We start from the raw sequence: 21,033 nt of genomic DNA, 5'->3' as shown, positions 1-21,033 counted from the left end.
GCCAATGGTGTCAATTATCTCTGTCTAGGAGAATTCAAACAATGCAATGGTGATGACAATGAGTGCAATCGATGCAATTCACCCGGGGCGAGACGCGGCCTATGCGCGAAGCCGGTTCGCCTATGGTGGGCAAGGCGCGGAGCGGAACCTGCTGTCGCGACTCTGGCATTTCTACTGCGCATTGGCCGCCAAGAGGCGCAGCCGCTTGGCCCTTGACGAACTGAGCGCGCACCTCCTCACGGACATCGGAGTGACGGAGGCGGAGGCTCGGAGAGAGGCGGCCGTTCCGTTCTGGCGCTAATGCATGTCGCCCAACAGTGTGCATCGGTTTTGGGACAAACGACATGCACCAACAAGGACCTAAAGCGCGTCGCATGAATTCGATTGAACGCGACGCGCTTTAGCGCGCACGGGGAGAAGGCGGCGGCGGCTCCACTGCCCTGGCAGGAGGGAGCCACCGGCTCACCGAACAGTCGGAATCCCCGGAGAGGCGGCTCCGCAGAATGCCGATGCGCATGGCGTATGTCGCGATACGCGTCAAAATGGTATCGTGCAGCCCTATTGGCCCTGCCGAATAGCAATTGGAGGGAAGCGATGGCGAAGGGATACTGGGTTGCCTCTGTCGATGTGACCGATCCGGAGGGATACGAAGCCTACAAAGCGGAGAATGCGAATGCGTTTCGAAAGTACGGCGCGCGCTTTCTCACCCGTGGTGGCCAATATGAAGCGCCTGAGGGAAAGCTGCGTTCGCGCATTGTCCTGATCGAATTCCCGACATATGACGCGGCGGTGGAGTGCTATCACTCGCCCGAGTATGCGAAAGCCATGGCGCTTCGGCAGGGCAAGTCCGTGATGGACCTGGCGATTGTCGAAGGTTACGACGGCGCCCAGCCATCGGCTCCATAATGCCCATGTTGAGCCGGCCTGCGAAAGGCGGCTCAAACTCAGGTGCCTGACGGTATGTCGAGACGGATCGTGCTGCAGGTCGAATTGCGGGCGCCCGGTGCTCGGTTTAGCTGCAGCCCTGGCCGCCGGCGGCCCAGCGGCGGACGTCCGTTGCGATGCGCGTGCCGACGGGATCGCTCAGAAGCGGTCCGAATGCCTGCAGACGAGCGGGGTGACCCTCGGCTTGGATAACTGCTAGCGGTCGCGCCTCGGGCGACTTGCGCGGCACAAGCAAAATGCGCGGCCTTCCGGAGAACGAATTGAGTTCCGGGGCAAGACGATAGGCCTTGAAGGCGGCGTCACCCGACTTGAACCAGCAGGCATTGGCGCCGAGCGCCACCCGCTCCATGGTCGGCAATGCTGCAGTACTCGCCGCCGGCGCGGGAGGTTTCGATTGGCAGGCGGCCACGAGCGCCAAACTTGCGGAAGCGCAGGCGAGCGCGATTAAACGTCCGTGATTCATGGATGACATTGGCGGCCCCGCTCGGCTGACGATCGATGCCGCCTTCTAGCAGCGATAAGGTTAAGCAGCGATTACGTCGAGCGCGGATGCGAAGATTCCGCGTCCGTCAGAGCCGCCATGGGCCACTTCGATCAGATTTTCCGGATGCGGCATCATGCCGAGCACGTTCCCCTTGGCATTCATCACGCCGGCGATGTCGTTGATCGAGCCGTTCGGATTCGTGCCCTCTGCATAGCGGAACACGACCTGGCCGTCGCCCTCGATCGTCTTCAGCGTTTCCGCATCGGCGAAATAGTTGCCGTCATGGTGAGCAACCGGAGTGCGGATCACCTGGCCCTTGGCGTAGGCGCGGGTGAAAGCCGTTTCGGGATTGACGACTTCGAGCTTCACTTCGCGGCAGACGAATTTCAGCGAGGCGTTGCGCATCAGCGCTCCCGGCAGGAGACCCGCTTCGACGAGAATCTGGAAACCGTTGCAGACACCGAGGACGCGCACGCCTTGCTCCGCCTTGGCCTTGATCGCCTGCATCACCGGCATGCGCGCGGCGATCGCGCCGCAGCGCAGATAGTCGCCATAGGAGAACCCTCCGGGGATGACGATCAGGTCGACATCCGGGATTTCCGTCTCGGTCTGCCACACGGTGACCGGCGCCTTGCCGGAAATCTTGGTGAGCGCCGCGATCATGTCACGGTCGCGATTGAGGCCTGGAAGCTGGACGACGGCTGACTTCATGACGTACCTACCTTGCCTTTGCCCCGGAACGGTTTCCGAGGCTGTTTCGAACGCACCGCAGGGATCGATCTTCGCGATTCGACATCGGCAACGTCGGCTGCCCACGCCAGTACATCAACCCAACGAGCGCTGTTCCCTCACGGTTTTAGGCGAGGGAAATGCTATAGTTCTCGATGACGGTGTTGGCGAGCAGCTTCTCGCACATGGCCTTGAGGTCGGCTTCCGCCTTGGCCTTGTCGGCCGTTTCGAGCTGCAGGTCGAAGACCTTGCCCTGGCGGACCTGGCCGATGCCGTCGAAGCCAAGCGCACCGAGCGCACCTTCGATTGCCTTACCCTGCGGGTCGAGAACGCCGTTCTTCAGCGTCACGGTTACGCGTGCCTTGATCACTTCTGTTTTCCCCGAAAATTACTTGACCAGCACCGGACCAGAGCCGCGCGGCGGCTCGTTCTCGTTGATGATGCCGAGGCGGCGGGCCACTTCCTGATAGGCTTCGACCAGACCGCCCATGTCGCGGCGGAACCGATCCTTGTCCATCTTCTCCTTCGTCTCGATATCCCAGAGACGGCAGCTATCCGGCGAGATCTCGTCGGCGAGAACGATGCGCATCATGTCGCCTTCGTAGAGGCGGCCGCACTCGATCTTGAAGTCGACGAGCTGGATGCCGACACCGAGGAAGAGGCCGGAAAGGAAATCGTTGATGCGGATGGCGAGCGCCATGATGTCGTCGAGTTCCTGCGGGCTCGCCCAGCCGAAGGCGGTGATGTGCTCTTCCGAAACCATCGGATCATCGAGCGCGTCGGCCTTGTAGTAGAATTCGATGATCGAGCGTGGCAGGACGGTGCCTTCCTCGATGCCGAGGCGCTTGGCGAGCGACCCCGCGGCAACATTGCGCACGACGATCTCGAGCGGGATGATCTCCACTTCCTTGATCAACTGCTCGCGCATGTTGAGGCGGCGGATGAAATGCGTCGGAATGCCGATCCTGTTCAGATGCGTGAAGATGTATTCGGAAATACGATTGTTGAGCACGCCCTTTCCGTCGATGACGTCATGCTTTTTCTTGTTGAAGGCGGTCGCATCATCCTTAAAGAACTGGATCAGCGTGCCCGGCTCCGGACCCTCATAAAGGATCTTGGCCTTGCCCTCGTAAATACGGCGGCGACGATTCATGGATTTGTCTCTGTGGTTGTTGGCGCTCTTGGGTAGCGCATTTGGGAATTTTCTCAGCGGGTCCATATCCGAAAAGAAGACATTTCACAATCGGCGTGTCTTCCCATTCCCCGATTTAGATTAGGGTATCATGAAAGTCAGCAAAGGCGAAAAGGCGCATTGCACTTTCAAGAGCGTTTTGGTTTATGGCGATAATTGCTTCCGGCAGGAATTTTTTTATGGAGATCGATTGATGACCACGATGCAGGATCGCGAGAAGGCCTTCGAGGCGAAGTTCGCGCTGGACGAAGAATTGAGGTTCAAGGCCGTGGCGCGCCGCAACAAGATGCTCGGCCTTTGGGCCGCCGGTCTTCTCAACAAGGCCGACCCGGAAGCCTATGCCAGCGAGGTTGTCGCGGCCGACATCGAGGAGGCCGGGCATGAAGACGTCGTACGCAAGATCAAGGCCGATTTCGACGCCGCCGGCGTTGCCCAATCCGAGGATGACATTCGCGTTCGCATGCTTGAGCTGCTGGCCGAAGCGGTCGAACAGGTTCAGGGCAGCTGAACCTCTCGGACATTGCTGCAGCTTTGCTGCCGCCCGACCGAAGTCGGGCGGTATTTCTTTGCCGGAACCGCCCGAAGTCAGGCCCGCAGGCGGCTCAGGAACTGGGCGAAGACCATCGAGCCTTCGGGCCAAGGGCCGTGGCCCGATTCCGTGTTGATATGGCCGGCATCGCCCGCATCGATCAGCAGCGATCCCCAGGCATTGGCGATGTCGCCCGCGTGTTCGTAGGAGCCGAACGGATCGTTGCGGCTGGCGATCATAATCGACGGGAAGGGTAGGGGATCGCGGGGATAGGGACCGAAGGTCATCAGATGCTTCGGTCTGATATTGGGGTTGGCGACCTCCGGCGGCGCAACCAGGAATGCGCCGGCGATCTTGCGCGTGCAATGCGGCAGGGCGTGGACCGTTGTTGCGACTCCAAGTGAATGGGCGATGACGACGACCGGCTTTTCGGCTGCGTTGACCTCCTCGACCATGCGCGCCACCCAATCTTCGCGCACCGGCTTCGACCATTCCACCTGCTCGACGCGGCGCGCGGTCGAGAGCTTGCGCTCCCAACGGGTCTGCCAATGGCCGGGGCCGGAGTTGGTATAGCCCGGAACGATGAGAATATGAGCTTCGGAGACCTTCATGATCGCCGCGATTTGGAGGCGAAAAGAGCCGAAGTCAAGGCGGAGGCGACAGAGGCCGCGTTTTCTGTATAATCGGACTTGTCGGTCGCGGTTTGACAGCGGCCCATTTTTTCGCCGCTGTCGCGGGTCCGTGGCCGCTCTGGTTCGTTGAGGAGTGTGAGCCATGACAACCTTCCATGTTCTGTCGGGAACGAATACGACTGTCGCGCCCGGCATACGAAAGATTGGCATTGCAGATGTGTTCGATGCGTTGCGGCTCGGGCTGGATGACTTCCGCGAGAAGCCGTCGCATTATGTTTTTCTGTGTCTCATATATCCCGTCGCCGGCGTCGTGCTGATGACCTGGAGCGCGGGCGCGAATATGCTGCCGCTGCTCTATCCGCTCGCGTCCGGCTTTGCCCTCATCGGGCCGGTTGCGGCCATCGCTCTCTACGAGATCAGCAGGCGCCGCGAACTCGGCATGGACGCGCGATGGCCGCATGCCATGCGGCTCCACCGCCACCCGGCGATCCCATCGATCCTCGCGGTCGCCGGCCTGCTGTTCGTGATCTTCATTGTCTGGCTGCTGGTCGCCCAGGGCCTTTACGTAACCATGTTCGGCCCAACCCCTCCGGCCACGATTTCCGAGTTCTGGAACAATATCATCGGCACGGAGCAGGGATGGAATCTGATCGTCGTCGGCAATCTCGTTGGCTTCGTCTTCGCGGTGATCGTGCTTTCGATCAGCGTTGTGACGTTCCCGCTGCTGCTTGATCGCGACGTCGGAGCATTCACGGCGATCGAGACATCGGTGAGGGCGACGCTTGCCAATCCCGTGCCGGTTGCCCTTTGGGGGCTGATCATCGCTGCCGGCCTAGTGCTCGGCTCGATTCCGGTCTTCGTCGGGCTTGCCGTGATCATGCCGATCTTCGGCCACGCCACCTGGCACCTCTATCGCAAGCTGGTGGAACCCGCAGGGGGCGACGCGGTCGGTAGGCGCGACCAGGCTCTCTGACCCACCCAGCACGAGAAGGCACGCGCAAAGCCGCATTGCATTGCGCGCGCCGTATTTCGATGCACGTGCCGAGGTCGCCGATCAGCGAAAGAATTTGTAATAGGACGAGATCTGGGCCGCCGTATTCGACGACAGGTTCAGCTTGATGCCGATCCTGTCGCCGCGAACCCAGCGCACCATGCCGGTGAGAAAGCCGAGCTCTTCGCTGCGGATCGTCACTTCCTGTCCGGTCCGGGCACCGATATCGAAGAGGAGCTGGAAGCAAATGCCTTCTTCGGAAAGGTCACGCACGATGCCGCTGCTCGAACCGGTCTTGCAGGTGACCGTTCCTGTTATCTTGGTATCGTTACGCGGGGAGACGCGCTGAACGCTGTCCTTGTACGCCATGGCTTCCTCGAAACCTGATCTCGCAGGCTTCGATTTTTTCCACGCAATATCTAAGGAGCCGCTAAAGAAATCGCCCGCATTTGAGCGAAGAACGCCGAATGCGGACGACAGCAAGGCTTACGCTGTGCCGAAGACGCGACGGAAGATCGTGTCGACGTGCTTGGTGTGATAGCCGAGGTCGAACTTCTCGCGGATTGCCTCCTCGGAAAGCGCCGCACGCACCTCGGCGTCGCCGAGCAGTTCTTCGAGGAAATCCTTGCCCTCTTCCCAAACCTTCATCGCGTTGCGCTGGACAAGCCGATAGGCATCCTCGCGCGACACGCCGGCCTGGGTGAGGGCGAGGAGAACACGCTGCGAATGAACAAGCCCGCGGAACTTGTTCAGGTTCTTCATCATGTTCTCCGGATAGACGACGAGCTTGTCGATCACGCCGGTCAGCCGTGCCAGCGCAAAATCGAGCGTTACGGTCGCGTCGGGTCCGATCATGCGCTCGACCGAGGAATGCGAGATGTCGCGTTCGTGCCAGAGCGCCACGTTTTCCATGGCCGGGACGACGAAGGCGCGCACCATGCGCGAAAGGCCTGTCAGGTTCTCCGTCAGCACCGGATTGCGCTTGTGCGGCATCGCGGAGGAGCCTTTCTGGCCCGGCGAGAAATATTCCTCCGCCTCCAGCACTTCGGTACGCTGCAGATGCCGGATTTCGGTCGCCAAGCGCTCGATCGAGGAAGCGATGACGCCGAGGGTCGCGAAATACATCGCGTGGCGGTCGCGCGGGATCACCTGCGTCGAGACGGGTTCCGGCTTCAGCCCGAGTGCCTTCGCCACATGTTCCTCGACCCGCGGGTCGATGTTGGCGAAAGTGCCGACCGCGCCGGAGATGGCGCAGGTCGCGATCTCCTCGCGGGCGGCGACAAGGCGCTGTTTGCAGCGGTCGAACTCCGCATAGGCGAGCGCAAGCTTGACGCCGAAGGTGGTGGGCTCCGCGTGGATCCCGTGCGAGCGGCCGATCGTCACCGTATCCTTGTATTCGAAGGCTCGGCGCTTCAGCGCCTCGAGCAGCTTGTCGATGTCGGCAAGGAGCAGGTCGGTCGCCCGCACGAGCTGCACGTTGAAACAGGTGTCGAGCACGTCGGACGACGTCATGCCCTGGTGCACGAAGCGGCTGTCGGGTCCGACGAATTCCGCAAGATGGGTGAGGAAAGCGATGACATCGTGCTTGGTGACCGCCTCGATTTCATCGATGCGGGCGACGTCGAATGTCGCCGCGCCGCCCTTTTCCCAAATGGTCTTGGCCGCTTCCTTTGGGATGACGCCGATTTCGGCCAACGCATCGCAGGCGTACGCCTCGATCTCGAACCAGATGCGGAATTTCGTTTCCGGCGACCAGATGGCCACCATTTCCGGCCGGGAATAACGGGGGATCATGGGCTTCACGCTTTCGTCGTCAGTGGAGGATGGCTGTGCCTCTATCAAAGATGACAGTGAAGCTCAACGCCGTTGCCGCGCATCCGAACGTGCGAGCACCAGGCTTGCGACGACCAGCGCCAGAACAGCGAGCGGCAGGTAGAGCCGGACGCCTAGGACCAGAAACTGGTAAATGGCGCCAGCCGAGGTGAACGCCAACTGGAAGAACCAGGTGCGCGTGCCGGCCGTCGCGTGCCACTGCGCGTAGAAAATCCGGTAGTCGAGCGCGAAGAGTAGCGCCGTTGCGCCGATTGTGCCTGCGATCAGGCAGAGCAGGAAGGCGGCGAAGCGCGTTGAGGTCGTGCGCCCCCGGGCCGCATAGCGAGCGGCTAACAACGAGGGCGGCCAAGCCAGCAGGCCGCCGGAAGCGTAGAGCACAAGGATGCTCTTCAAGTGGAACGTGGCTTCGTTCTCGCGAAGCGAGAGCGCAAGCCACGCCGACAGCGCCATGGTGAGACCCCAACAGGGAGCGCCGATCAGGATCTCCTGCAGGGTCGGAAAGGAATGCGCGAAACGAGAAGGCTTCGGCAGGGCCGCGTCCGGGTGCTCCGCTATGGCTCGAACCGCCGCTTCCTCCTCCATCATCCCCGAATCCGGATCGGCACCGCAATCCAGCGGCCGTCCCTCGAGCCTTCGAAACCGAGCGACTTGACCAGGATCATCGCCACGTGCACCTCGGAACCATGGTCATTGATGCGAGTGACGACGCCGCCAATGCGATAGCCCATTGGGCAGCGCCGGCTCTGCGGAATTCGCAGGTCGTCCTGAAGCACGTCCGCCGCAGGCTTATTGGCCTTTTCGGTCATCGTCAGGCGGAAGCCTTTGACCTCTTTCAGGAAATCCTTGCAGATCCCCTCCGGCTCGAAGCTCTTTTCCTCAAGCTTCAGCGTATAGGTTTTGCGGAAGGGAGCGTCGGCGGGAAAGGCGTCGTAGCGCAGCACATGCGGCGCGGCACCTGCTTCGGTTATTGGATTGTAGGCGACCAATATTCCGGGTGTCTCGGCGAGGCGATGGGCATCGATCAGTGGCGCAGCGCGGCCGCGAGCTTCGCTGCGCGCCCGGTGCAGACCGCCCCCGTCCTCCTCGACCACCGCGCGCACGGGTGCTCCGGGCAGGAAGCTGTCGGTGCGCGTGTCGAGGACGTAGATTGTCGAATAGGGAAAACCGGAGCCGTCTTGGACGCCATATTCCTCGAAGGCGAAGACATTGCCGTCGGATGAAAAGCCGATCGGCTGAAGCGCGGCATAGTCGCCGGCGAGAGCGTCCGCGGCAACCGCTGCGGCCAGCACCACACCTGCGATGGCCGAACGCCCCATCATGCGCGGGCCTTCTCCGCCGGAGAACGAATGGCTTCGATGGCGCGGCGATAGGTCTCGACCGAGTCGCCCTTGAATATGGCGGAACCGGCGACCAGCACGTTTGCACCGGCCCGGGCAACGACGTCCGCCGTTTCCGGCGCGATGCCGCCATCCACCTCGATCTCGATCGGCCTGTCCCCGACCATCGCCTTGATGCGCCGGATCTTCTCCTCCATGGCGGTGATGAACTTCTGACCGCCGAAACCGGGGTTGACCGTCATCACCAGGATCAGATCGACCGTGTCGAGGATGTATTCGATGGCGCTCTCCGGTGTCGCCGGGTTGAGCGAGACGCCCGCCTTCTTGCCAAGAGAGCGCACGGTCTGCAGTGAGCGATGCAAATGCGGGCCGGCTTCGGCATGGACGGTAATGATGTCGCAGCCGGCCTTGGCAAAAGCTTCCAGGAAGGCGTCGGCAGGGGAGATCATCAGGTGGCAATCGAAAGTCGCCTGCGTATGAGGGCGCAGCGATTTGATGACGTCCGGTCCGAAGGTGATGTTCGGCACGAAGTGGCCATCCATGACGTCAAGATGGATCCAGTCGGCGCCGGCATCGACGACATCGCGAACCTCCTGGCCGAGTTTGGAAAAGTTGGCCGCCAGGATCGACGGGGCAATGCGAATGGGATGTGTCATCATAGGCTCCGGCTCTTTCTGGCGCCATAGCATCCCACCACCGTCCGAACAACCGCCGAGAAGAAATCGCGCCGGGCGCTGTTCACGAACGCGAGGACCAGGCGGGTATCAAATCGTCGCCGGTGTTACGCGCATCGTGAACCCCGCGCGCAATGGCGCGCGCCATCGTGGCCGCCGCCGCGGCGCTGAGGTCGATGAAATCCTGCAGCAGCAGTGTCTTGCCGCTGGCGCCGGTTGAAAGCGCGAAGACGAGATCGCCGTCGAGCGGTGTATGCGACGGCCACAGCGCGCGGGAAAAGCCGTCATGGGCGGCAATCGCCAAGCGCTTCGCTTCGGCCTTGGTGAGAACCGCGTCTGTGGCAATGACCGCAATGGTCGTATTTGTGCCCGCCGCCTGGCTTTCGCGGAACTTGAACCGTGGGATGTCCGCATCCTGTGGCCATGGAGAGGGCTGGCCCAGCCCGCCGAACTCGCCGTCCAATTCAAAGGGAGCGGCCCAGAAATGGCGTGTGTCACTCACCGTTGCCGAACCGACGGCGTTGACGGCGACAAGGGCGCCGACGGCGACCCCATTGGCCAGGACGGTGGATGCAGAACCGAGACCGCCCTTGAAAGTGGCCGTGAGGGCGCCCGTTCCCGCACCGGCGGTCCCGGTCGCAAAAGTCGGCGCCGCCGCACGAGCTGCTTCGTAGCCGAGATCACGATAGGGGGAAAAGCGTCCCCAATTCTTTTCTCCGCCATTGGCGAGATCGAACAGGATCGCCGCCGGCACGATCGGAACCCGGTGCGGTCCGACCGCAAAACCGCGCCCCATTTCACGAAGTGCCGCCTGCACGCCCGAGGCGGAGTCGAGGCCGAACGCGGAGCCACCGGAAAGCACGACCGCGTCGACGGCCTGGACCGTGTTGTGCGGCGCGAGCAGATCGGTTTCGCGCGTGCCGGGCGCGCCTCCGAGCACCTGCACCGCGGCTGTCGCCGGCGGATCGCAGAGCACGGCAGTGACGCCGGATTTCAGACGGTGATCCTCGGCATTACCGACGAGCACTCCGGCGACGTCCGTAATCAGATTGTTCGGCCCTCGGCGCATCATTCCGCATTGCCTGCATTCGAAGCATCAACGAAACGGCCGTCCTGCCATTGCATCAGCCCGAAGGGCGTCTCCGCCCGCTCATGAGCGGTATTGAACTGAATGGGCCCGAGCACAGTCGGGAAGGGGCCCTTCAGGAGCGCTTCCGTAAGGGCGCTGCCGTCCTTTGCTGCCTGATCCTTTGCCTGCTCGAGAATCGATATGGCCGCGAAGGCGGGAAGCGCATAGCCGTCCGGTTCGATCTTCGCGGCGCGCATCGCATCGACGACAGCCGCTGCCTCGTGAGATCGCGCCGGATCGGGTATCGTCACGGCAAGCACGCCGTTCTCAAGCGGCACGTCGAGATCGGCGGCGTTAAGCACGTCGCCGCCGAGGAGCGTTATCGCCACATTTTCCGCTTTGGCATCGCGTGCGATCACGGCCGTGTCAAACCGGTCGCCGCCGGTGAAGACGTGGGTTGCGCCGCTCTTTGCCAGCCGCCGAACGAGGCTTACCTGCTGTTCCTGCGCGGGGCGGTAAGTATCGGTGAAGACGGGTGTCACCCCGATCTCGGCAAGAGCATTGCGGACGCTCTCGACAAGCTCGCGGCTATGGATCGTCCCGTCATCGATGAGGGCGAGCGGCTTGCCCTGCCAGTTCGATATGATGACGTCGGTGATCGCCGCAGCTTCGGCCTTGCCGTTTGGTGCAAGTCGGTAGAACGGCCATTTCTTCTTGAGAGCGTCTTCCATCAGGATGTCGGAACGGACGCCGACGGTGATCGCGGGGATGCCGGCTTCTGCGAGGGCCGGCAATGCTGCCTCGAGGCTCTCCGTGCAGAGGAATCCGATGGCCGCCTCCGCGCCGCTCGCAAGCAGCGCCTTCTTCAAGGCCTCGCCACCCGCCGGATCGCAGCTTTCGCCGATCGGAATCACCTCGCTGCCGCGGTCCGTCGCCTGGAAGGTCGCCCCGTCCATGATCTGTCTTCCCAGCATGGCAAAGGGGCCATCGCCGGGAGCGACTACGGCGACCTTCAATCCGGCGGCGGACGCAGGGTTGCTCAGCGCCAGTGCGGCGACGAAAAGGCTCGAAACGATCGATCTGAACATGAGTTTTCCCGCTATCGACCGCCATGTTTTAAGGATGTGGCCCCGGTCGTCAAAGGAAAAGATTGTTCCTGTGTCGGGCTTTGTCGTCGCCGCGACCTCAATGGCCGCGGATCCGCAAGATTCTCGTTCCGTTGGGTTTCATATTTTCGGCGAGAGTCTATGTATGAGCGAGACATGTTCCGGAGCGAGATGTGTTGGAGAAGACCCGGCTGGACCCGATAACCTATCGTGCCGCGATGAGTCGCATGTCGTCGCATGTGCAGTTGATCACTGCGGCCGACGGCGGGGAACGGCGCGGCGTGACGATCACCGCCTCCTGCTCCGTCTCGGACGATCCACCGACAGTGCTCGCCTGCCTCAATGCCGCCAACCGGCGCAACGATATCTTCTCGCGCGGCGGCAGCTTTGCCTTGAATCTCCTCGGCGGCCAGCATCTCGCCTTGGCGCATGCCTTTTCGGGCCGCGATCAGCTTGACATGGACCGCCGCTTCGCACTCGGGCGATGGACTCAGCGCATGACCGGTGCCCCGGTCCTCGTCGATGCGGTTGCCGCCTTCGATTGCCGCCTGATCGAGGCTAGGATCATGGCCACGCACCTCATCCTCTTCGGCGAAGTGGTCGACGTGCAGATCGGCGAGAAGCAGCCGCCGCTCATTTATGTGGACCGGGGATATCGCACGCTATAAGTTTCCCTGCCTGCGGAGGAAACATGGCGCGACACGAGACAGGGAAGCTGCCCCAGTCGATCGACGAGACGATCGCAATGCTGGAGGCACATGATTATCTCGCCGGCACCGCTCTCGCGACCGTTCTCTTTCTGGCGCTCCGAATGAAGCGTCCACTCTTCCTCGAAGGCGAGGCAGGCGTCGGCAAGACCGAGATCGCCAAGGTGCTCGCCCAGTCGCTCGACCGCCCTCTGATCCGCCTACAATGTTACGAAGGCCTCGACGTCGCTTCGGCCGTTTATGAATGGAACTATCCGGCGCAGATGCTCGAGATCCGGCTTTCGGAGGCGACCGGCACGGTTGACCGGCAAAGGATCGAAAGCGACATCTTCTCGGAGCGGTTCTTAATCCGCCGCCCGGTTTTGCAGGCGATTTCGACGGTCGCCGGGCGCGCGCCGGTCTTCCTGATCGATGAGCTCGACCGGACCGACGAAGCATTCGAGGCATTCCTCCTCGAAGTGCTGTCCGACTTTCAGGTCACCATCCCCGAACTCGGCACGATCAAGGCCAGCGAACCGCCGATCGTCATCATCACCACAAACCGCACGCGCGAAATCCACGATGCGCTGAAGAGGCGATGTCTCTACCATTGGGTCGACTATCCAAAGGCGGCGCAGGAACTCGAGATCATTCGCCGCAAGGTGCCGGGCTGCAACGCGACGCTCTCCCGTGAGATCGTGGCTTACGTGCAGAAGCTCAGATCGGTCGATCTCTTCAAGAACCCTGGAGTCGCCGAGACGATCGACTGGGCGACGGCACTGACGGAGCTCGACGCGCTGGCGCTCGATCCCGAAACGGTCGCCGATACGCTCGGCACCCTTCTCAAATACCAGGACGATATCGCCAGGATTGAAGGCGCGGAGGGGCGGCGGCTGCTTGCCGAGGTGAGGGCCGAGCTGGCGCAGGATTGAAGTCATGACTGAGCCGCGTATCGATGGTCTCGAGCTTCCGTCGCCGCCCGGAGAAGGACGGCTCGCCGACAATATCGTCTTCTTCGCCCGGGCTCTCAGGCGCGCGGGGTTGAGGATCGGACCCACCGCCATCGCGGATGCCATCAACGCCGTGAGCCTGATCGGGATCGGATCGCGTGCTGAATTCTACGCGGCGCTCCAGTGTATCTTCGTCAAGCGGCACGAAGATCAGGCGCTCTTCGACGAAGCATTTCGACTTTTCTGGCGTCCACGGGATCTCGTAAGCAAGATGATCGCACTGATGTCGCCGGTCTTGCCGCAGCGCCGCGAAGACCGGCGGCGCCCCGGCCAAGCGCGTGTCAGCGATTCTCTTCTTGCCGCACGGCAGGACGCCGGGCCGCCGCGGGAAGCGCCGGAAATGGAGATCGACGCGCGCTATACCGCCTCTGGTCGGGAGCTATTCCGCAAAGCGGATTTTGCCCAAATGAGCGCGGCCGAGATCGTCGAGGCCAGGAAGGCGCTCTCCTCTCTGCTGCTGCCGCTCGATCGAGTGCGGACGCGACGCTATCGGACTTCGCATCGGCCGAGGCGGATCGATCCTAGAGCGACCATGCGCGACGCCATGCGGCTGGGGGGCGATTTCATCCTGCCGCGCTTTCGCGAGCCGCGCCGCGTTCATCCGCCGCTCGTCGTGCTCGCGGACATATCCGGCTCCATGAGTCAGTACACTCGCGTTTTCCTGCATTTCCTACACGCGTTGACCGAGCAGCGGCATCGGGTCCACACGTTTCTCTTCGGCACGCGGCTGACGAATGTCACCCGTCAGATGCGCTACCGCGACCCCGATGAAGCGCTCGACGAATGCGTTGCGGCCGTCGAGGACTGGTCCGGCGGGACACGCATCGGCGAGACACTTCGCGAGTTCAATCGCCGCTGGTCGCGCCGGGTGCTCGGGCAGGGGGCCATCGTACTCTTGATAACCGATGGGCTCGAGCGCGACGACACGACCGAATTGCAGATCGAGATCGACCGCCTGCATCGCTCTTGCCGACGTCTCATTTGGCTCAATCCGCTTTTGCGATTCGACGGTTTCGAGGCGCGCGCCCGCGGCGTCAGGGCAATGCTGCCGCATGTCGACGAGTTTCGGGCGGTGCACAATCTCGAATCCGTCGCAGAGCTGGTGAAATCGCTCTCCGCTCAGAGGACGCGCGACGCCGATCCGCGACGCTTCCTGAATGGGGCGAGGGGCGAACAGCGGCTGTGAGATTCACGGCATTCGGCCAAAGGGCGATAGAGCAATCACGATCATGTGGCTTGCTTCGATCGAGAATCGCCACGATCTAAGGGAACGAAACCGGAGTGCATGCGATGCTAGATGAGCCGAACGCCCTCGACCCCTTGGAAACTGCCGAAGCGTGGCGCGTCCAGGGACGTGCCGTGGCTCTTGCCACGGTCATCGAGACTTGGGGCTCAGCGCCCCGTCCTGCCGGCAGTCATCTGGTCATCGATCGAGAGGGCAATTTCCAGGGCTCGGTCTCGGGCGGTTGCGTCGAGGGGGCCGTCATTGCCGAGGCCGCGGATGTGATCGCGTCCGGCGTTCCGAAAATCCTAGAATTCGGTGTCGCCGACGAAACCGCTTGGCGGGTAGGACTTTCCTGCGGCGGTCGAATCCGCATCTATGTCGAGCGAATTGACGGCTGAACGATGAAACTTTCCACACTCCAGACACTCAATGCGGCCCGAGCAGCGCGACGGGCGGCTGTCGTCGTCACCGATCTTGCGGAGGGCCGCGCGCAGGTTTTCCTCGAGGGAGCCGACTTTCCAGCCGAATGGGATGCGGCGATTTCGGGGGCGCTCCGCACCGGTCGGCCCTGGGCTGCAACAATCGAAGGGCGATCTCTGTTCTTCAACGTTCACTTGCCGTCGCCGCGCATCGTCGTCATCGGCGCGGTTCACATCTCGCAGGCCCTGGCCCGCCTTGCGCCCGTCGCGGGCTTCGACATGGCAGTCATCGATCCGCGGACCGCCTTTGCGACCGCCGAGCGTTTCAAAGGCGTCGAGCTTGTTGCCGACTGGCCGGAAGATGTTCTGTCCGGGCGGCCGCTCGATCGTTACACGGCGCTCGCCGCCCTGACCCACGACCCGAAGATCGACGATTATCCGATCCGTGCCGCATTGGAGGCCGGATGCTTCTATGTAGGCGCGCTCGGCAGCCGCAAGACCCACGCGGCCCGCGTCGAACGACTGCTACAGGCTGGCGTCTCCGCGGAAGCGATCGAACGAATCAGGGCGCCGATCGGCCTCGACATAGGCGCCGCGAGCCCCGCAGAGATTGCCGTCGCCGTTCTGGCGGAAATCATTGACGCTTTCCGGCGCGATCTCAGCGGCGCAGGAGATACGCCATGAGGTTCGGTTCCGTGCCGCTCGCTGAGGCGGAAGGCGCAATCCTCGCGCATGCGCTAAAGGCCGGCACATTGAAGCTCGCCAAGGGCCATCGCCTCAGCGCCGCCGATGTCGCGGCGCTTGCCGAAGCGGACGTGGCGGAGGTTGTCGCCGCTCGGCTGGAGGCGGGCGATCTGCCGGAAAACGAGGCGGCGGCGTGCGTCGCCGCCGCGATCGCCCCGGATCACCTCCGTTTCTCGCAAGCGGCGACCGGTCGGGTCAACATCTATGCGACCGTTGCCGGCCTTTTCGTCGCCGATCACGTCGTCGTCGACCGATTGAACCGGATTGATCCGGCGATCACGCTCGCCTGTCTTGCCGATCACGTCGCCGTCGACGCCGGTGACATGGTCGCGACGATCAAGATCATTCCACTTGCCGTTCCAGGCGCCTCGATCGAGCAAGCTGCCGCTTTGTTGCGCGCCGAGCCTGCCTTCGAGGTGAAGCCGTTCACGGCGCGGCGCGCCGCCTTGATTGCAACTGAGTTGCCATCGCTCAAGCTCCAGGTGATGGACAAGACGCGCGCCGTCCTTGCGGCGCGGCCCCTGCAGTCCGGAAGTCGTATCGACACCGAACTGCGCGTCGCCCATGCCGAGGAGGCGGTCGCGGCCGCGATCGCCGAGGTGAAGGCTGCTCATGATCTGATCATCGTCTTCGGCGCCTCGGCGGTGGCTGACCCGCAAGATGTCGTGCCCGCCGCTATTCGGCGCGCCGGCGGCGTGGTCGAGCACGTGGGCATGCCCGTCGATCCCGGCAACCTGCTCATCCTCGGCCGCTTGGGTAAAATCCCTGTTCTTGGCGCGCCGGGCTGTGCCCGAAGCCCAAGGGAGAACGGCTTCGACTGGATACTGGACCGTCTGCTCGCCGGCGAGTGGCCCAGCCCAGCCGATATTACCGGGCTCGGCGTCGGCGGCCTGCTCAAGGAGATACCGACACGGCCGCAGCCGCGGGAGAAGGCGGTCAGCGACCGGCCAGGCCCGGTGGCGATCGTCGTGCTGGCGGCCGGCCGGGCAAGCCGGATGGGGCCGGAGGGCAGGCACAAGCTTCTTGCCGAGTTCAACGGTGTTCCTCTTGTTCGCCGCTCAGCTGAAGCAGCGCTTGCGGCCGGCGATGGCAAGGTCGTCGTTGTTACCGGACACCGCGAGCACGAGATACGGGCCGCGCTCGCTGGCCTGCCGGTCACGTTCGTTTCCAATCCCGACTATGCCAGCGGCATGGCATCCTCGCTGGTGGCGGGCCTCGCATCGGTGGGGGATGCGGTTAGCGGAATCTTGGTGATGCTCGCCGACATGCCGGGCATCGGGTCCGAACATCTCTCGAAGCTGATTGCGGCTTTTGATGCCGAAGCGGGGCAAGCTGTCGTGCGAGCGGTGGCAGATGGGCAGCGCGGCAATCCGGTCATTCTGCCGAGGGAAACCTTCGCCGCCGTGCGCGAACTCGTCGGCGACGTCGGAGCGAGACATATTGTGGAGCGGTGCGGTCTTCCGGTAATCGATGTCGAACTGGGTGCGGCCGCCCGCCTTGACCTCGATACGCCCGAGGCAATCGTGGCGGCGGGCGGCGTCCTGAAGGAGTGAATGATGGACAATGCGGCGATCGAGGAAATGTTCGAAACCCTAGGACCCGTCACGATCCGCCGCATGTTCGGTGGCAAGGGCATCTATTACGAAGGGGCGATCCTTGCGGTCGAGGTGAATGGCGAAATCCTTCTGAAAGGCGACGCGCAGTCGGCCCAGGAACTGGAGGAAGCAGGCAGCCGGCAATGGACCTATGAAGGCAAAGGCAAGCCGGTAAAGATGCCCTATTGGAGCATTCCTGAAGCGGCCTACGACGACCCGGACGAAATGGCCCGTTGGGTGAAGTTGGCCTATGCGGCCGCGCTCAGGGCGAAGAAGTAGAACGGCTAGCTCTTTGAACCTCCGCAATTTCGGACGGAAACCCGTTACACACTTTTCCTGGAATTGCTCCCGCTAACCGAGCGCGCGAATCGCGTCCGCGGCGAAGCGCGACAAGGGCTGGGGCAGTGCGGTGAGGTCGAACCAGCCAATCTGCGAGATCTTGTCTGGTTCGGTGAGGCGCGGCTCGCCGGAGAAATCCTCGGTCGCGTAGATCAGCGAGATCCAATGTTGCCGATCGGCTTCGATCATCTGTTCGCTGATGCAAAGAAAGCGCGTCGAATGAATCGAGAGGCCGCTTTCCTCCTCCGCCTCGCGTCGGGCGGCATCCTCGGAGCGTTCCATGTGGTCGACCTTGCCGCCGACGATGCTCCAGTGCTCTGCCTCCGGCGCCTTCAGGCGGCGGCAGAGCAAGATCTTGCCGTCACGCAGGATGGCAAGACCGCAACCGAGACCGGGGAAGTCGATGCCAGGAGAAGCCATAGCTCCGTAATCAAGCCTTGCCGACAATCAGCATGAAGGCCGGGATCTCGTCGCCGAATCCGACCGGCGTCGGACCGTCGTCATGGTCGCGGCGGTTCCGGTTGCGGCGATCACGATTGTCGTCGTTGGCGGCATTTTGGGCACGGCCGGGACGGTCGCTGCGGCCTGCGTGGCCATTCCTGCTGTCGGCATTGCGTTCGGTCTTCACCGCGTCGACCCTTTCGGCAACTGGTTCGAGTTCCTCTGCACCGTTGTTCCGGGCGTTGTGCTCGGCACGCGCCTTGCCGGGGCGTTCCGCATCCTTCTTCCGGTCCCTGCGGCCATCGCGCCCGCGATCACGCCGGCTGTCGTGGCTCTCCATCGGCTCCGGCAATTCGGAAAGATCGCCGTTCAGCCACTCGACCTTATTGCCAATGAGCTTCTCAATGGCGTCGGAGAACTTGGCGTCGCGCTTCGTGACGATGGTGAAGGACGCGCCGGAGCGACCGGCACGACCGGTGCGGCCGATGCGATGGACATAATCTTCCGCATGGATCGGCACGTCGAAATTGAAGACGTGGCTGACATCGGGAATGTCCAGTCCTCGCGCCGCGACGTCGGAGGCGACGAGCAGCTTGATGTTCCCGTCCTTGAAGTTGGCAAGCATCGCCATGCGCGAACGCTGATCCATGTCGCCATGCAGCGCGCCGACGGAAAAGCCGTGGCGGTCGAGCGAACGGAAAAGCTCGGCGACATCCTTCTTGCGATTGCAGAAGATGATCGCGTTCTTCAGATCATCCTGTGCGCGAATGAGATCGCGAAGCACGGCGCGCTTCTCGTAATCCTTCGCATGCGAGGCGACGAAACGTTGTGTCACCGTTGTCGCCGCAGAGGCGGGGCGCGTAACCTCCACGCGCTCCGGGTTCTGTAGGAAGCGATCGGCAAGCTTCTGGATCTCCGGCGGCATCGTCGCCGAGAAGAACAGCGTCTGCCGGGTGAAGGGGATGAGCTTTGCGATGCGCTCGATATCCGGGATGAAGCCCATGTCGAGCATGCGGTCGGCTTCGTCGATGACGAGGATCTCGACACCGGACATCAGCAGCTTGCCGCGCTCGCAATGGTCGAGCAGGCGGCCGGGCGTGCAGATCAGGACATCGGCGCCGCGCTCGAGCTTGCGATCCTGTTCTTCGAAGGAGACGCCGCCGATCAGAAGCGCGATGTTGAGCTTGTGATTCTTGCCGTACTTGTCGAAGTTCTCCGCAACCTGCGCCGCAAGCTCGCGCGTCGGTTCGAGGATCAGCGTGCGCGGCATACGGGCGCGGGCGCGTCCCTTCTCCAGCAGCGTCAGCATCGGCAGCACGAAGGATGCCGTTTTTCCTGTTCCGGTTTGCGCGATGCCGAGAATATCACGTCGCTGCAGTGCCGGCGGGATGGCGCCGAGCTGAATAGGTGTCGGCGTTGTATAGCCCGCGTCGGTAACGGCGGAGAGAACTTTTTGGCTCAGGCCAAGGTCAGCAAAATTGGTCAAAGGGGGGACTGTTTCCGTTCCGGTTCAATAGAACACTGATCGATCGATGGAAAATGCACCAGCATGTGGCGGCGCTCTTAAGACGAAAGCCGTCGAAAGTCAAGAAATCCAGCACGTTGAAGCGCCGGAAGGTAAATAGGTGCGCGTCTGTTGCATTTCTTGTCAAGCACGGAAGGCACCGACGGCAGTTTCCAGTCCTCAATGCAGGTAGCCGGCGAGCTTCGTTCCGGCCCGCAGAAACCGCATTGGATCCACCGCCTGGCCGTTCAGGCGAACCTCGTAGTGAAGATGCGGCCCCGTCGATCGTCCCGTGCTCCCAGACTTGCCGATTACGTCGTCGGCTTTCACCTGATCGCCGACATTGACCAAGATGACGGAAAGATGGGCGTAGCGGGTCGAGACCCCGTTGCCGTGATCGACCTCGATCATGTTGCCGTACCCGCCGGCCGGGCCGGCTGCGGTTACGGTTCCCGCTGCGGTAGAACGGATGCGTGTCCCGATCGCCGCGCGAAAATCGATGCCGGCGTGAAGCGCAAGACGGCCGAGGAAAGGGTCCGGCCGATTGCCGAAACCGCTGGTGACGTCGCTTGCCGGCGCAGGATTGGCGAGGGGGAGCCTCCGTGCGGCGTCGCGAGTCCGGTCGAGCTCGACAAGCGCGCTATCCAGAGCAACCAGTGATTGGTCGAAGCGATCCTCGTCCTGCGGCTCGACGAAAGGCCCTCCGACGCCCGTTTCCCTAGCGGCGTCCGCCGCAGACGCCTCCGGGCTCGCGGGGAGGCTGAAGCCCGTGCGTTCGACAATCGTCCTGATTGCCTCCGACGTTCTGCGCGCGCTGTCCGTCATTAGTCGCAGATGGGCCATCTGGTCGTGTTCGATGCCTTTGAGCGACAGGGTGGCCTTCGAGAATATCCGGTCCGCCCGATCAGAGATACTTTCCGCGTTCTCGTTCACGTCGGCGGAAGGAGCAAAGCCAAGTGCAGCGTGACGGCCGGATGGTTCTGCATCCTCACCGGCCATGCCCATGATCTTTTCGATAGCCTTGATGCCGCCAGAGGTGTCGGCGCCGCGCTCGTAGGCCAGCGGCTCCGTGGCAGGCACGGAGGCCTCCTGGCCGATATCGTCCGGGTCTTTCCCGCTTCCCGCCAATACGCCAAGCTTGCCGGTTCGGGTGCTGAGCGCCAACTGCCGCTGAAGGAGCTTTTCGACTTTTTCTTCGACGATTTGCTGATCGAGCAATTGCCGGCTGGTCACCCGGTCCACCTGCGCCCGAAGCGCAGTGATTCGGTCCTCGTATTCATGCTGCATGCGCGCCTGACGCGCGATCGTGCCGCCGATCAAATCGTCGCGAAGCACGAGATAAGCGGTAGCGGCAAGATAGCCGGCAGCGAAAACGCCGGCGGCGGAGGTGGCGAGCGCCACCATCCAGGGACTGACCGTCATATGTCTGACCTTGTCGCCGCTCGCCAGGATCAGGACGTGGTTTTGCCTGCGCTTTCCGAAGGCGCCGTTTGCCGACCGAACAGACACCACATCACCCCCGCCGATGCGAACCAAGTCGCGTTGCCAG

At 62.7% G+C, this 21,033-nt stretch carries 26 protein-coding genes; 11 read left to right on the top strand and 15 right to left on the bottom strand.

Annotated features, from left to right (window positions below; translation table 11 throughout):
- The first annotated feature begins 58 nt into the window (after positions 1 to 58).
- Together M728_RS07755 and M728_RS07750 are read left to right on the top strand one after the other, a co-directional pair.
- Positions 59 to 301 (top strand): DUF1127 domain-containing protein, encoded by a 243-nt coding sequence (locus M728_RS07755; RefSeq protein ID WP_245269841.1) that lies wholly within the window; start codon positions 59 to 61, stop codon positions 299 to 301.
- 293 nt (positions 302 to 594) lie between these two features.
- A complete protein-coding gene (locus tag M728_RS07750; protein ID WP_026613997.1) occupies positions 595 to 906 on the top strand; it encodes a DUF1330 domain-containing protein in 312 nt (103 codons plus the stop codon).
- A gap of 106 nt (positions 907 to 1,012) precedes the next feature.
- Here the strand turns inward: M728_RS07750 and M728_RS07745 are convergent, their stop codons facing one another.
- The 4 genes from M728_RS07745 to purC all read right to left on the bottom strand — a co-directional run bounded on the left by M728_RS07745 (position 1,013) and on the right by purC (position 3,311).
- On the bottom strand, positions 1,013 to 1,417 hold the full coding sequence (locus tag M728_RS07745) for a hypothetical protein (RefSeq protein ID WP_026623082.1): 405 nt from the start codon (positions 1,415 to 1,417) through the stop codon (positions 1,013 to 1,015).
- 51 nt (positions 1,418 to 1,468) lie between these two features.
- Entirely contained in the window at positions 1,469 to 2,140 is a 672-nt protein-coding gene (gene purQ, locus M728_RS07740; RefSeq protein WP_026623083.1) for a phosphoribosylformylglycinamidine synthase subunit PurQ, read from the bottom strand.
- A 145-nt stretch (positions 2,141 to 2,285) separates the two neighbouring features.
- Complete coding sequence (purS, locus tag M728_RS07735) at positions 2,286 to 2,528, bottom strand: phosphoribosylformylglycinamidine synthase subunit PurS (protein WP_003531405.1); 243 nt, start codon at positions 2,526 to 2,528, stop codon at positions 2,286 to 2,288.
- Between the two features lie 18 nt (positions 2,529 to 2,546).
- Positions 2,547 to 3,311 (bottom strand): phosphoribosylaminoimidazolesuccinocarboxamide synthase, encoded by a 765-nt coding sequence (gene purC / locus M728_RS07730; RefSeq protein ID WP_026623084.1) that lies wholly within the window; start codon positions 3,309 to 3,311, stop codon positions 2,547 to 2,549.
- 232 nt (positions 3,312 to 3,543) lie between these two features.
- Here purC and M728_RS07725 point away from each other — a divergent pair, with 232 nt between their 5' ends.
- Entirely contained in the window at positions 3,544 to 3,858 is a 315-nt protein-coding gene (locus tag M728_RS07725) for a DUF1476 domain-containing protein (protein WP_026623085.1), read from the top strand.
- 77 nt (positions 3,859 to 3,935) lie between these two features.
- Here the strand turns inward: M728_RS07725 and M728_RS07720 are convergent, their stop codons facing one another.
- On the bottom strand, positions 3,936 to 4,490 hold the full coding sequence (locus M728_RS07720) for an alpha/beta hydrolase (RefSeq protein ID WP_026623086.1): 555 nt from the start codon (positions 4,488 to 4,490) through the stop codon (positions 3,936 to 3,938).
- Positions 4,491 to 4,653: 163 nt separating this feature from the next.
- Here M728_RS07720 and M728_RS07715 point away from each other — a divergent pair, with 163 nt between their 5' ends.
- Positions 4,654 to 5,484, top strand: a complete 831-nt coding sequence (locus tag M728_RS07715; protein ID WP_051441075.1) for a DUF2189 domain-containing protein — start codon at positions 4,654 to 4,656, stop codon at positions 5,482 to 5,484.
- Between the two features lie 81 nt (positions 5,485 to 5,565).
- On the opposite strand, the gene M728_RS07710 is transcribed toward M728_RS07715, so the two are convergent.
- The 7 genes from M728_RS07710 to M728_RS07680 form a co-directional block, all read right to left on the bottom strand.
- Positions 5,566 to 5,871 (bottom strand): PilZ domain-containing protein, encoded by a 306-nt coding sequence (locus tag M728_RS07710; RefSeq protein WP_026623087.1) that lies wholly within the window; start codon positions 5,869 to 5,871, stop codon positions 5,566 to 5,568.
- 117 nt (positions 5,872 to 5,988) lie between these two features.
- Positions 5,989 to 7,296, bottom strand: a complete 1,308-nt coding sequence (purB, locus tag M728_RS07705; RefSeq protein ID WP_026623088.1) for an adenylosuccinate lyase — start codon at positions 7,294 to 7,296, stop codon at positions 5,989 to 5,991.
- Between the two features lie 63 nt (positions 7,297 to 7,359).
- Entirely contained in the window at positions 7,360 to 7,917 is a 558-nt protein-coding gene (locus M728_RS07700) for a hypothetical protein (protein ID WP_026623089.1), read from the bottom strand.
- A complete protein-coding gene (locus tag M728_RS07695; protein WP_026623090.1) occupies positions 7,917 to 8,654 on the bottom strand; it encodes a DUF2259 domain-containing protein in 738 nt (245 codons plus the stop codon). The genes M728_RS07700 and M728_RS07695 overlap by 1 nt, the downstream gene beginning before the upstream one ends.
- Positions 8,651 to 9,331 (bottom strand): ribulose-phosphate 3-epimerase, encoded by a 681-nt coding sequence (gene rpe, locus M728_RS07690; protein ID WP_026623091.1) that lies wholly within the window; start codon positions 9,329 to 9,331, stop codon positions 8,651 to 8,653. The genes M728_RS07695 and rpe overlap by 4 nt, the downstream gene beginning before the upstream one ends.
- Positions 9,332 to 9,410: 79 nt before the next feature.
- Complete coding sequence (locus M728_RS07685; RefSeq protein WP_026623092.1) at positions 9,411 to 10,418, bottom strand: P1 family peptidase; 1,008 nt, start codon at positions 10,416 to 10,418, stop codon at positions 9,411 to 9,413.
- Positions 10,415 to 11,503 (bottom strand): branched-chain amino acid ABC transporter substrate-binding protein, encoded by a 1,089-nt coding sequence (locus M728_RS07680; RefSeq protein WP_026623093.1) that lies wholly within the window; start codon positions 11,501 to 11,503, stop codon positions 10,415 to 10,417. Before M728_RS07680 ends, M728_RS07685 begins: the two co-directional genes overlap by 4 nt.
- A gap of 194 nt (positions 11,504 to 11,697) precedes the next feature.
- On the opposite strand from M728_RS07680, the gene M728_RS07675 reads away from it, so the two are divergent.
- The 7 genes from M728_RS07675 to M728_RS07645 all read left to right on the top strand — a co-directional run bounded on the left by M728_RS07675 (position 11,698) and on the right by M728_RS07645 (position 17,479).
- A complete protein-coding gene (locus M728_RS07675) occupies positions 11,698 to 12,189 on the top strand; it encodes a flavin reductase family protein (RefSeq protein ID WP_051441076.1) in 492 nt (163 codons plus the stop codon).
- A 23-nt stretch (positions 12,190 to 12,212) separates the two neighbouring features.
- Positions 12,213 to 13,139 carry a MoxR family ATPase gene (locus M728_RS07670; RefSeq protein ID WP_026623095.1) on the top strand — a complete coding sequence of 309 codons (927 nt, stop codon included), beginning with the start codon at positions 12,213 to 12,215 and terminating at the stop codon, positions 13,137 to 13,139.
- Positions 13,140 to 13,143: 4 nt separating this feature from the next.
- Complete coding sequence (locus tag M728_RS07665; protein WP_034884602.1) at positions 13,144 to 14,403, top strand: VWA domain-containing protein; 1,260 nt, start codon at positions 13,144 to 13,146, stop codon at positions 14,401 to 14,403.
- 104 nt (positions 14,404 to 14,507) lie between these two features.
- Positions 14,508 to 14,840, top strand: coding sequence for an XdhC family protein (locus M728_RS07660; protein WP_026623097.1), 333 nt, complete (start codon positions 14,508 to 14,510; stop codon positions 14,838 to 14,840).
- A gap of 3 nt (positions 14,841 to 14,843) precedes the next feature.
- Complete coding sequence (locus M728_RS07655; protein WP_026623098.1) at positions 14,844 to 15,545, top strand: XdhC family protein; 702 nt, start codon at positions 14,844 to 14,846, stop codon at positions 15,543 to 15,545.
- Positions 15,542 to 17,158, top strand: coding sequence for an NTP transferase domain-containing protein (locus M728_RS07650; protein ID WP_026623099.1), 1,617 nt, complete (start codon positions 15,542 to 15,544; stop codon positions 17,156 to 17,158). The genes M728_RS07655 and M728_RS07650 overlap by 4 nt, the downstream gene beginning before the upstream one ends.
- Before the next feature lie 3 nt (positions 17,159 to 17,161).
- Complete coding sequence (locus M728_RS07645) at positions 17,162 to 17,479, top strand: TfoX/Sxy family protein (protein WP_026623100.1); 318 nt, start codon at positions 17,162 to 17,164, stop codon at positions 17,477 to 17,479.
- Positions 17,480 to 17,551: 72 nt separating this feature from the next.
- Here M728_RS07645 and M728_RS07640 read toward each other — a convergent pair whose 3' ends face one another.
- The 3 genes from M728_RS07640 to M728_RS07630 form a co-directional block, all read right to left on the bottom strand.
- On the bottom strand, positions 17,552 to 17,959 hold the full coding sequence (locus tag M728_RS07640) for an NUDIX domain-containing protein (protein WP_026623101.1): 408 nt from the start codon (positions 17,957 to 17,959) through the stop codon (positions 17,552 to 17,554).
- 10 nt (positions 17,960 to 17,969) lie between these two features.
- Positions 17,970 to 19,466, bottom strand: a complete 1,497-nt coding sequence (locus M728_RS07635; RefSeq protein WP_026623102.1) for a DEAD/DEAH box helicase — start codon at positions 19,464 to 19,466, stop codon at positions 17,970 to 17,972.
- A gap of 198 nt (positions 19,467 to 19,664) precedes the next feature.
- Positions 19,665 to 20,993 carry a M23 family metallopeptidase gene (locus M728_RS07630; RefSeq protein WP_026623103.1) on the bottom strand — a complete coding sequence of 443 codons (1,329 nt, stop codon included), beginning with the start codon at positions 20,991 to 20,993 and terminating at the stop codon, positions 19,665 to 19,667.
- Positions 20,994 to 21,033: the final 40 nt, after the last annotated feature.

The sequence above is a fragment of the Ensifer sp. WSM1721 genome (assembly GCF_000513895.2).
Taxonomy (GTDB): domain Bacteria; phylum Pseudomonadota; class Alphaproteobacteria; order Rhizobiales; family Rhizobiaceae; genus Sinorhizobium.
The sequence above is the reverse complement of the archived record's forward strand: the minus strand, read 5'-3'. Positions and strand labels throughout refer to the sequence as shown.

Coding starts and splice junctions, on each gene's coding strand:
- M728_RS07755 (WP_245269841.1), top strand. CDS start 59: ATGAGTGCAATCGATGCAATTCACCCGGGGCGAGACGCGGCCTATGCG.
- M728_RS07750 (WP_026613997.1), top strand. CDS start 595: ATGGCGAAGGGATACTGGGTTGCCTCTGTCGATGTGACCGATCCGGAG.
- M728_RS07745 (WP_026623082.1), bottom strand. CDS start 1,417: ATGTCATCCATGAATCACGGACGTTTAATCGCGCTCGCCTGCGCTTCC.
- purQ (WP_026623083.1), bottom strand. CDS start 2,140: ATGAAGTCAGCCGTCGTCCAGCTTCCAGGCCTCAATCGCGACCGTGAC.
- purC (WP_026623084.1), bottom strand. CDS start 3,311: ATGAATCGTCGCCGCCGTATTTACGAGGGCAAGGCCAAGATCCTTTAT.
- M728_RS07725 (WP_026623085.1), top strand. CDS start 3,544: ATGACCACGATGCAGGATCGCGAGAAGGCCTTCGAGGCGAAGTTCGCG.
- M728_RS07720 (WP_026623086.1), bottom strand. CDS start 4,490: ATGAAGGTCTCCGAAGCTCATATTCTCATCGTTCCGGGCTATACCAAC.
- M728_RS07715 (WP_051441075.1), top strand. CDS start 4,654: ATGACAACCTTCCATGTTCTGTCGGGAACGAATACGACTGTCGCGCCC.
- M728_RS07710 (WP_026623087.1), bottom strand. CDS start 5,871: ATGGCGTACAAGGACAGCGTTCAGCGCGTCTCCCCGCGTAACGATACC.
- purB (WP_026623088.1), bottom strand. CDS start 7,296: ATGATCCCCCGTTATTCCCGGCCGGAAATGGTGGCCATCTGGTCGCCG.
- M728_RS07700 (WP_026623089.1), bottom strand. CDS start 7,917: ATGGAGGAGGAAGCGGCGGTTCGAGCCATAGCGGAGCACCCGGACGCG.
- M728_RS07695 (WP_026623090.1), bottom strand. CDS start 8,654: ATGATGGGGCGTTCGGCCATCGCAGGTGTGGTGCTGGCCGCAGCGGTT.
- rpe (WP_026623091.1), bottom strand. CDS start 9,331: ATGATGACACATCCCATTCGCATTGCCCCGTCGATCCTGGCGGCCAAC.
- M728_RS07685 (WP_026623092.1), bottom strand. CDS start 10,418: ATGATGCGCCGAGGGCCGAACAATCTGATTACGGACGTCGCCGGAGTG.
- M728_RS07680 (WP_026623093.1), bottom strand. CDS start 11,503: ATGTTCAGATCGATCGTTTCGAGCCTTTTCGTCGCCGCACTGGCGCTG.
- M728_RS07670 (WP_026623095.1), top strand. CDS start 12,213: ATGGCGCGACACGAGACAGGGAAGCTGCCCCAGTCGATCGACGAGACG.
- M728_RS07665 (WP_034884602.1), top strand. CDS start 13,144: ATGACTGAGCCGCGTATCGATGGTCTCGAGCTTCCGTCGCCGCCCGGA.
- M728_RS07660 (WP_026623097.1), top strand. CDS start 14,508: ATGCTAGATGAGCCGAACGCCCTCGACCCCTTGGAAACTGCCGAAGCG.
- M728_RS07655 (WP_026623098.1), top strand. CDS start 14,844: ATGAAACTTTCCACACTCCAGACACTCAATGCGGCCCGAGCAGCGCGA.
- M728_RS07650 (WP_026623099.1), top strand. CDS start 15,542: ATGAGGTTCGGTTCCGTGCCGCTCGCTGAGGCGGAAGGCGCAATCCTC.
- M728_RS07645 (WP_026623100.1), top strand. CDS start 17,162: ATGGACAATGCGGCGATCGAGGAAATGTTCGAAACCCTAGGACCCGTC.
- M728_RS07640 (WP_026623101.1), bottom strand. CDS start 17,959: ATGGCTTCTCCTGGCATCGACTTCCCCGGTCTCGGTTGCGGTCTTGCC.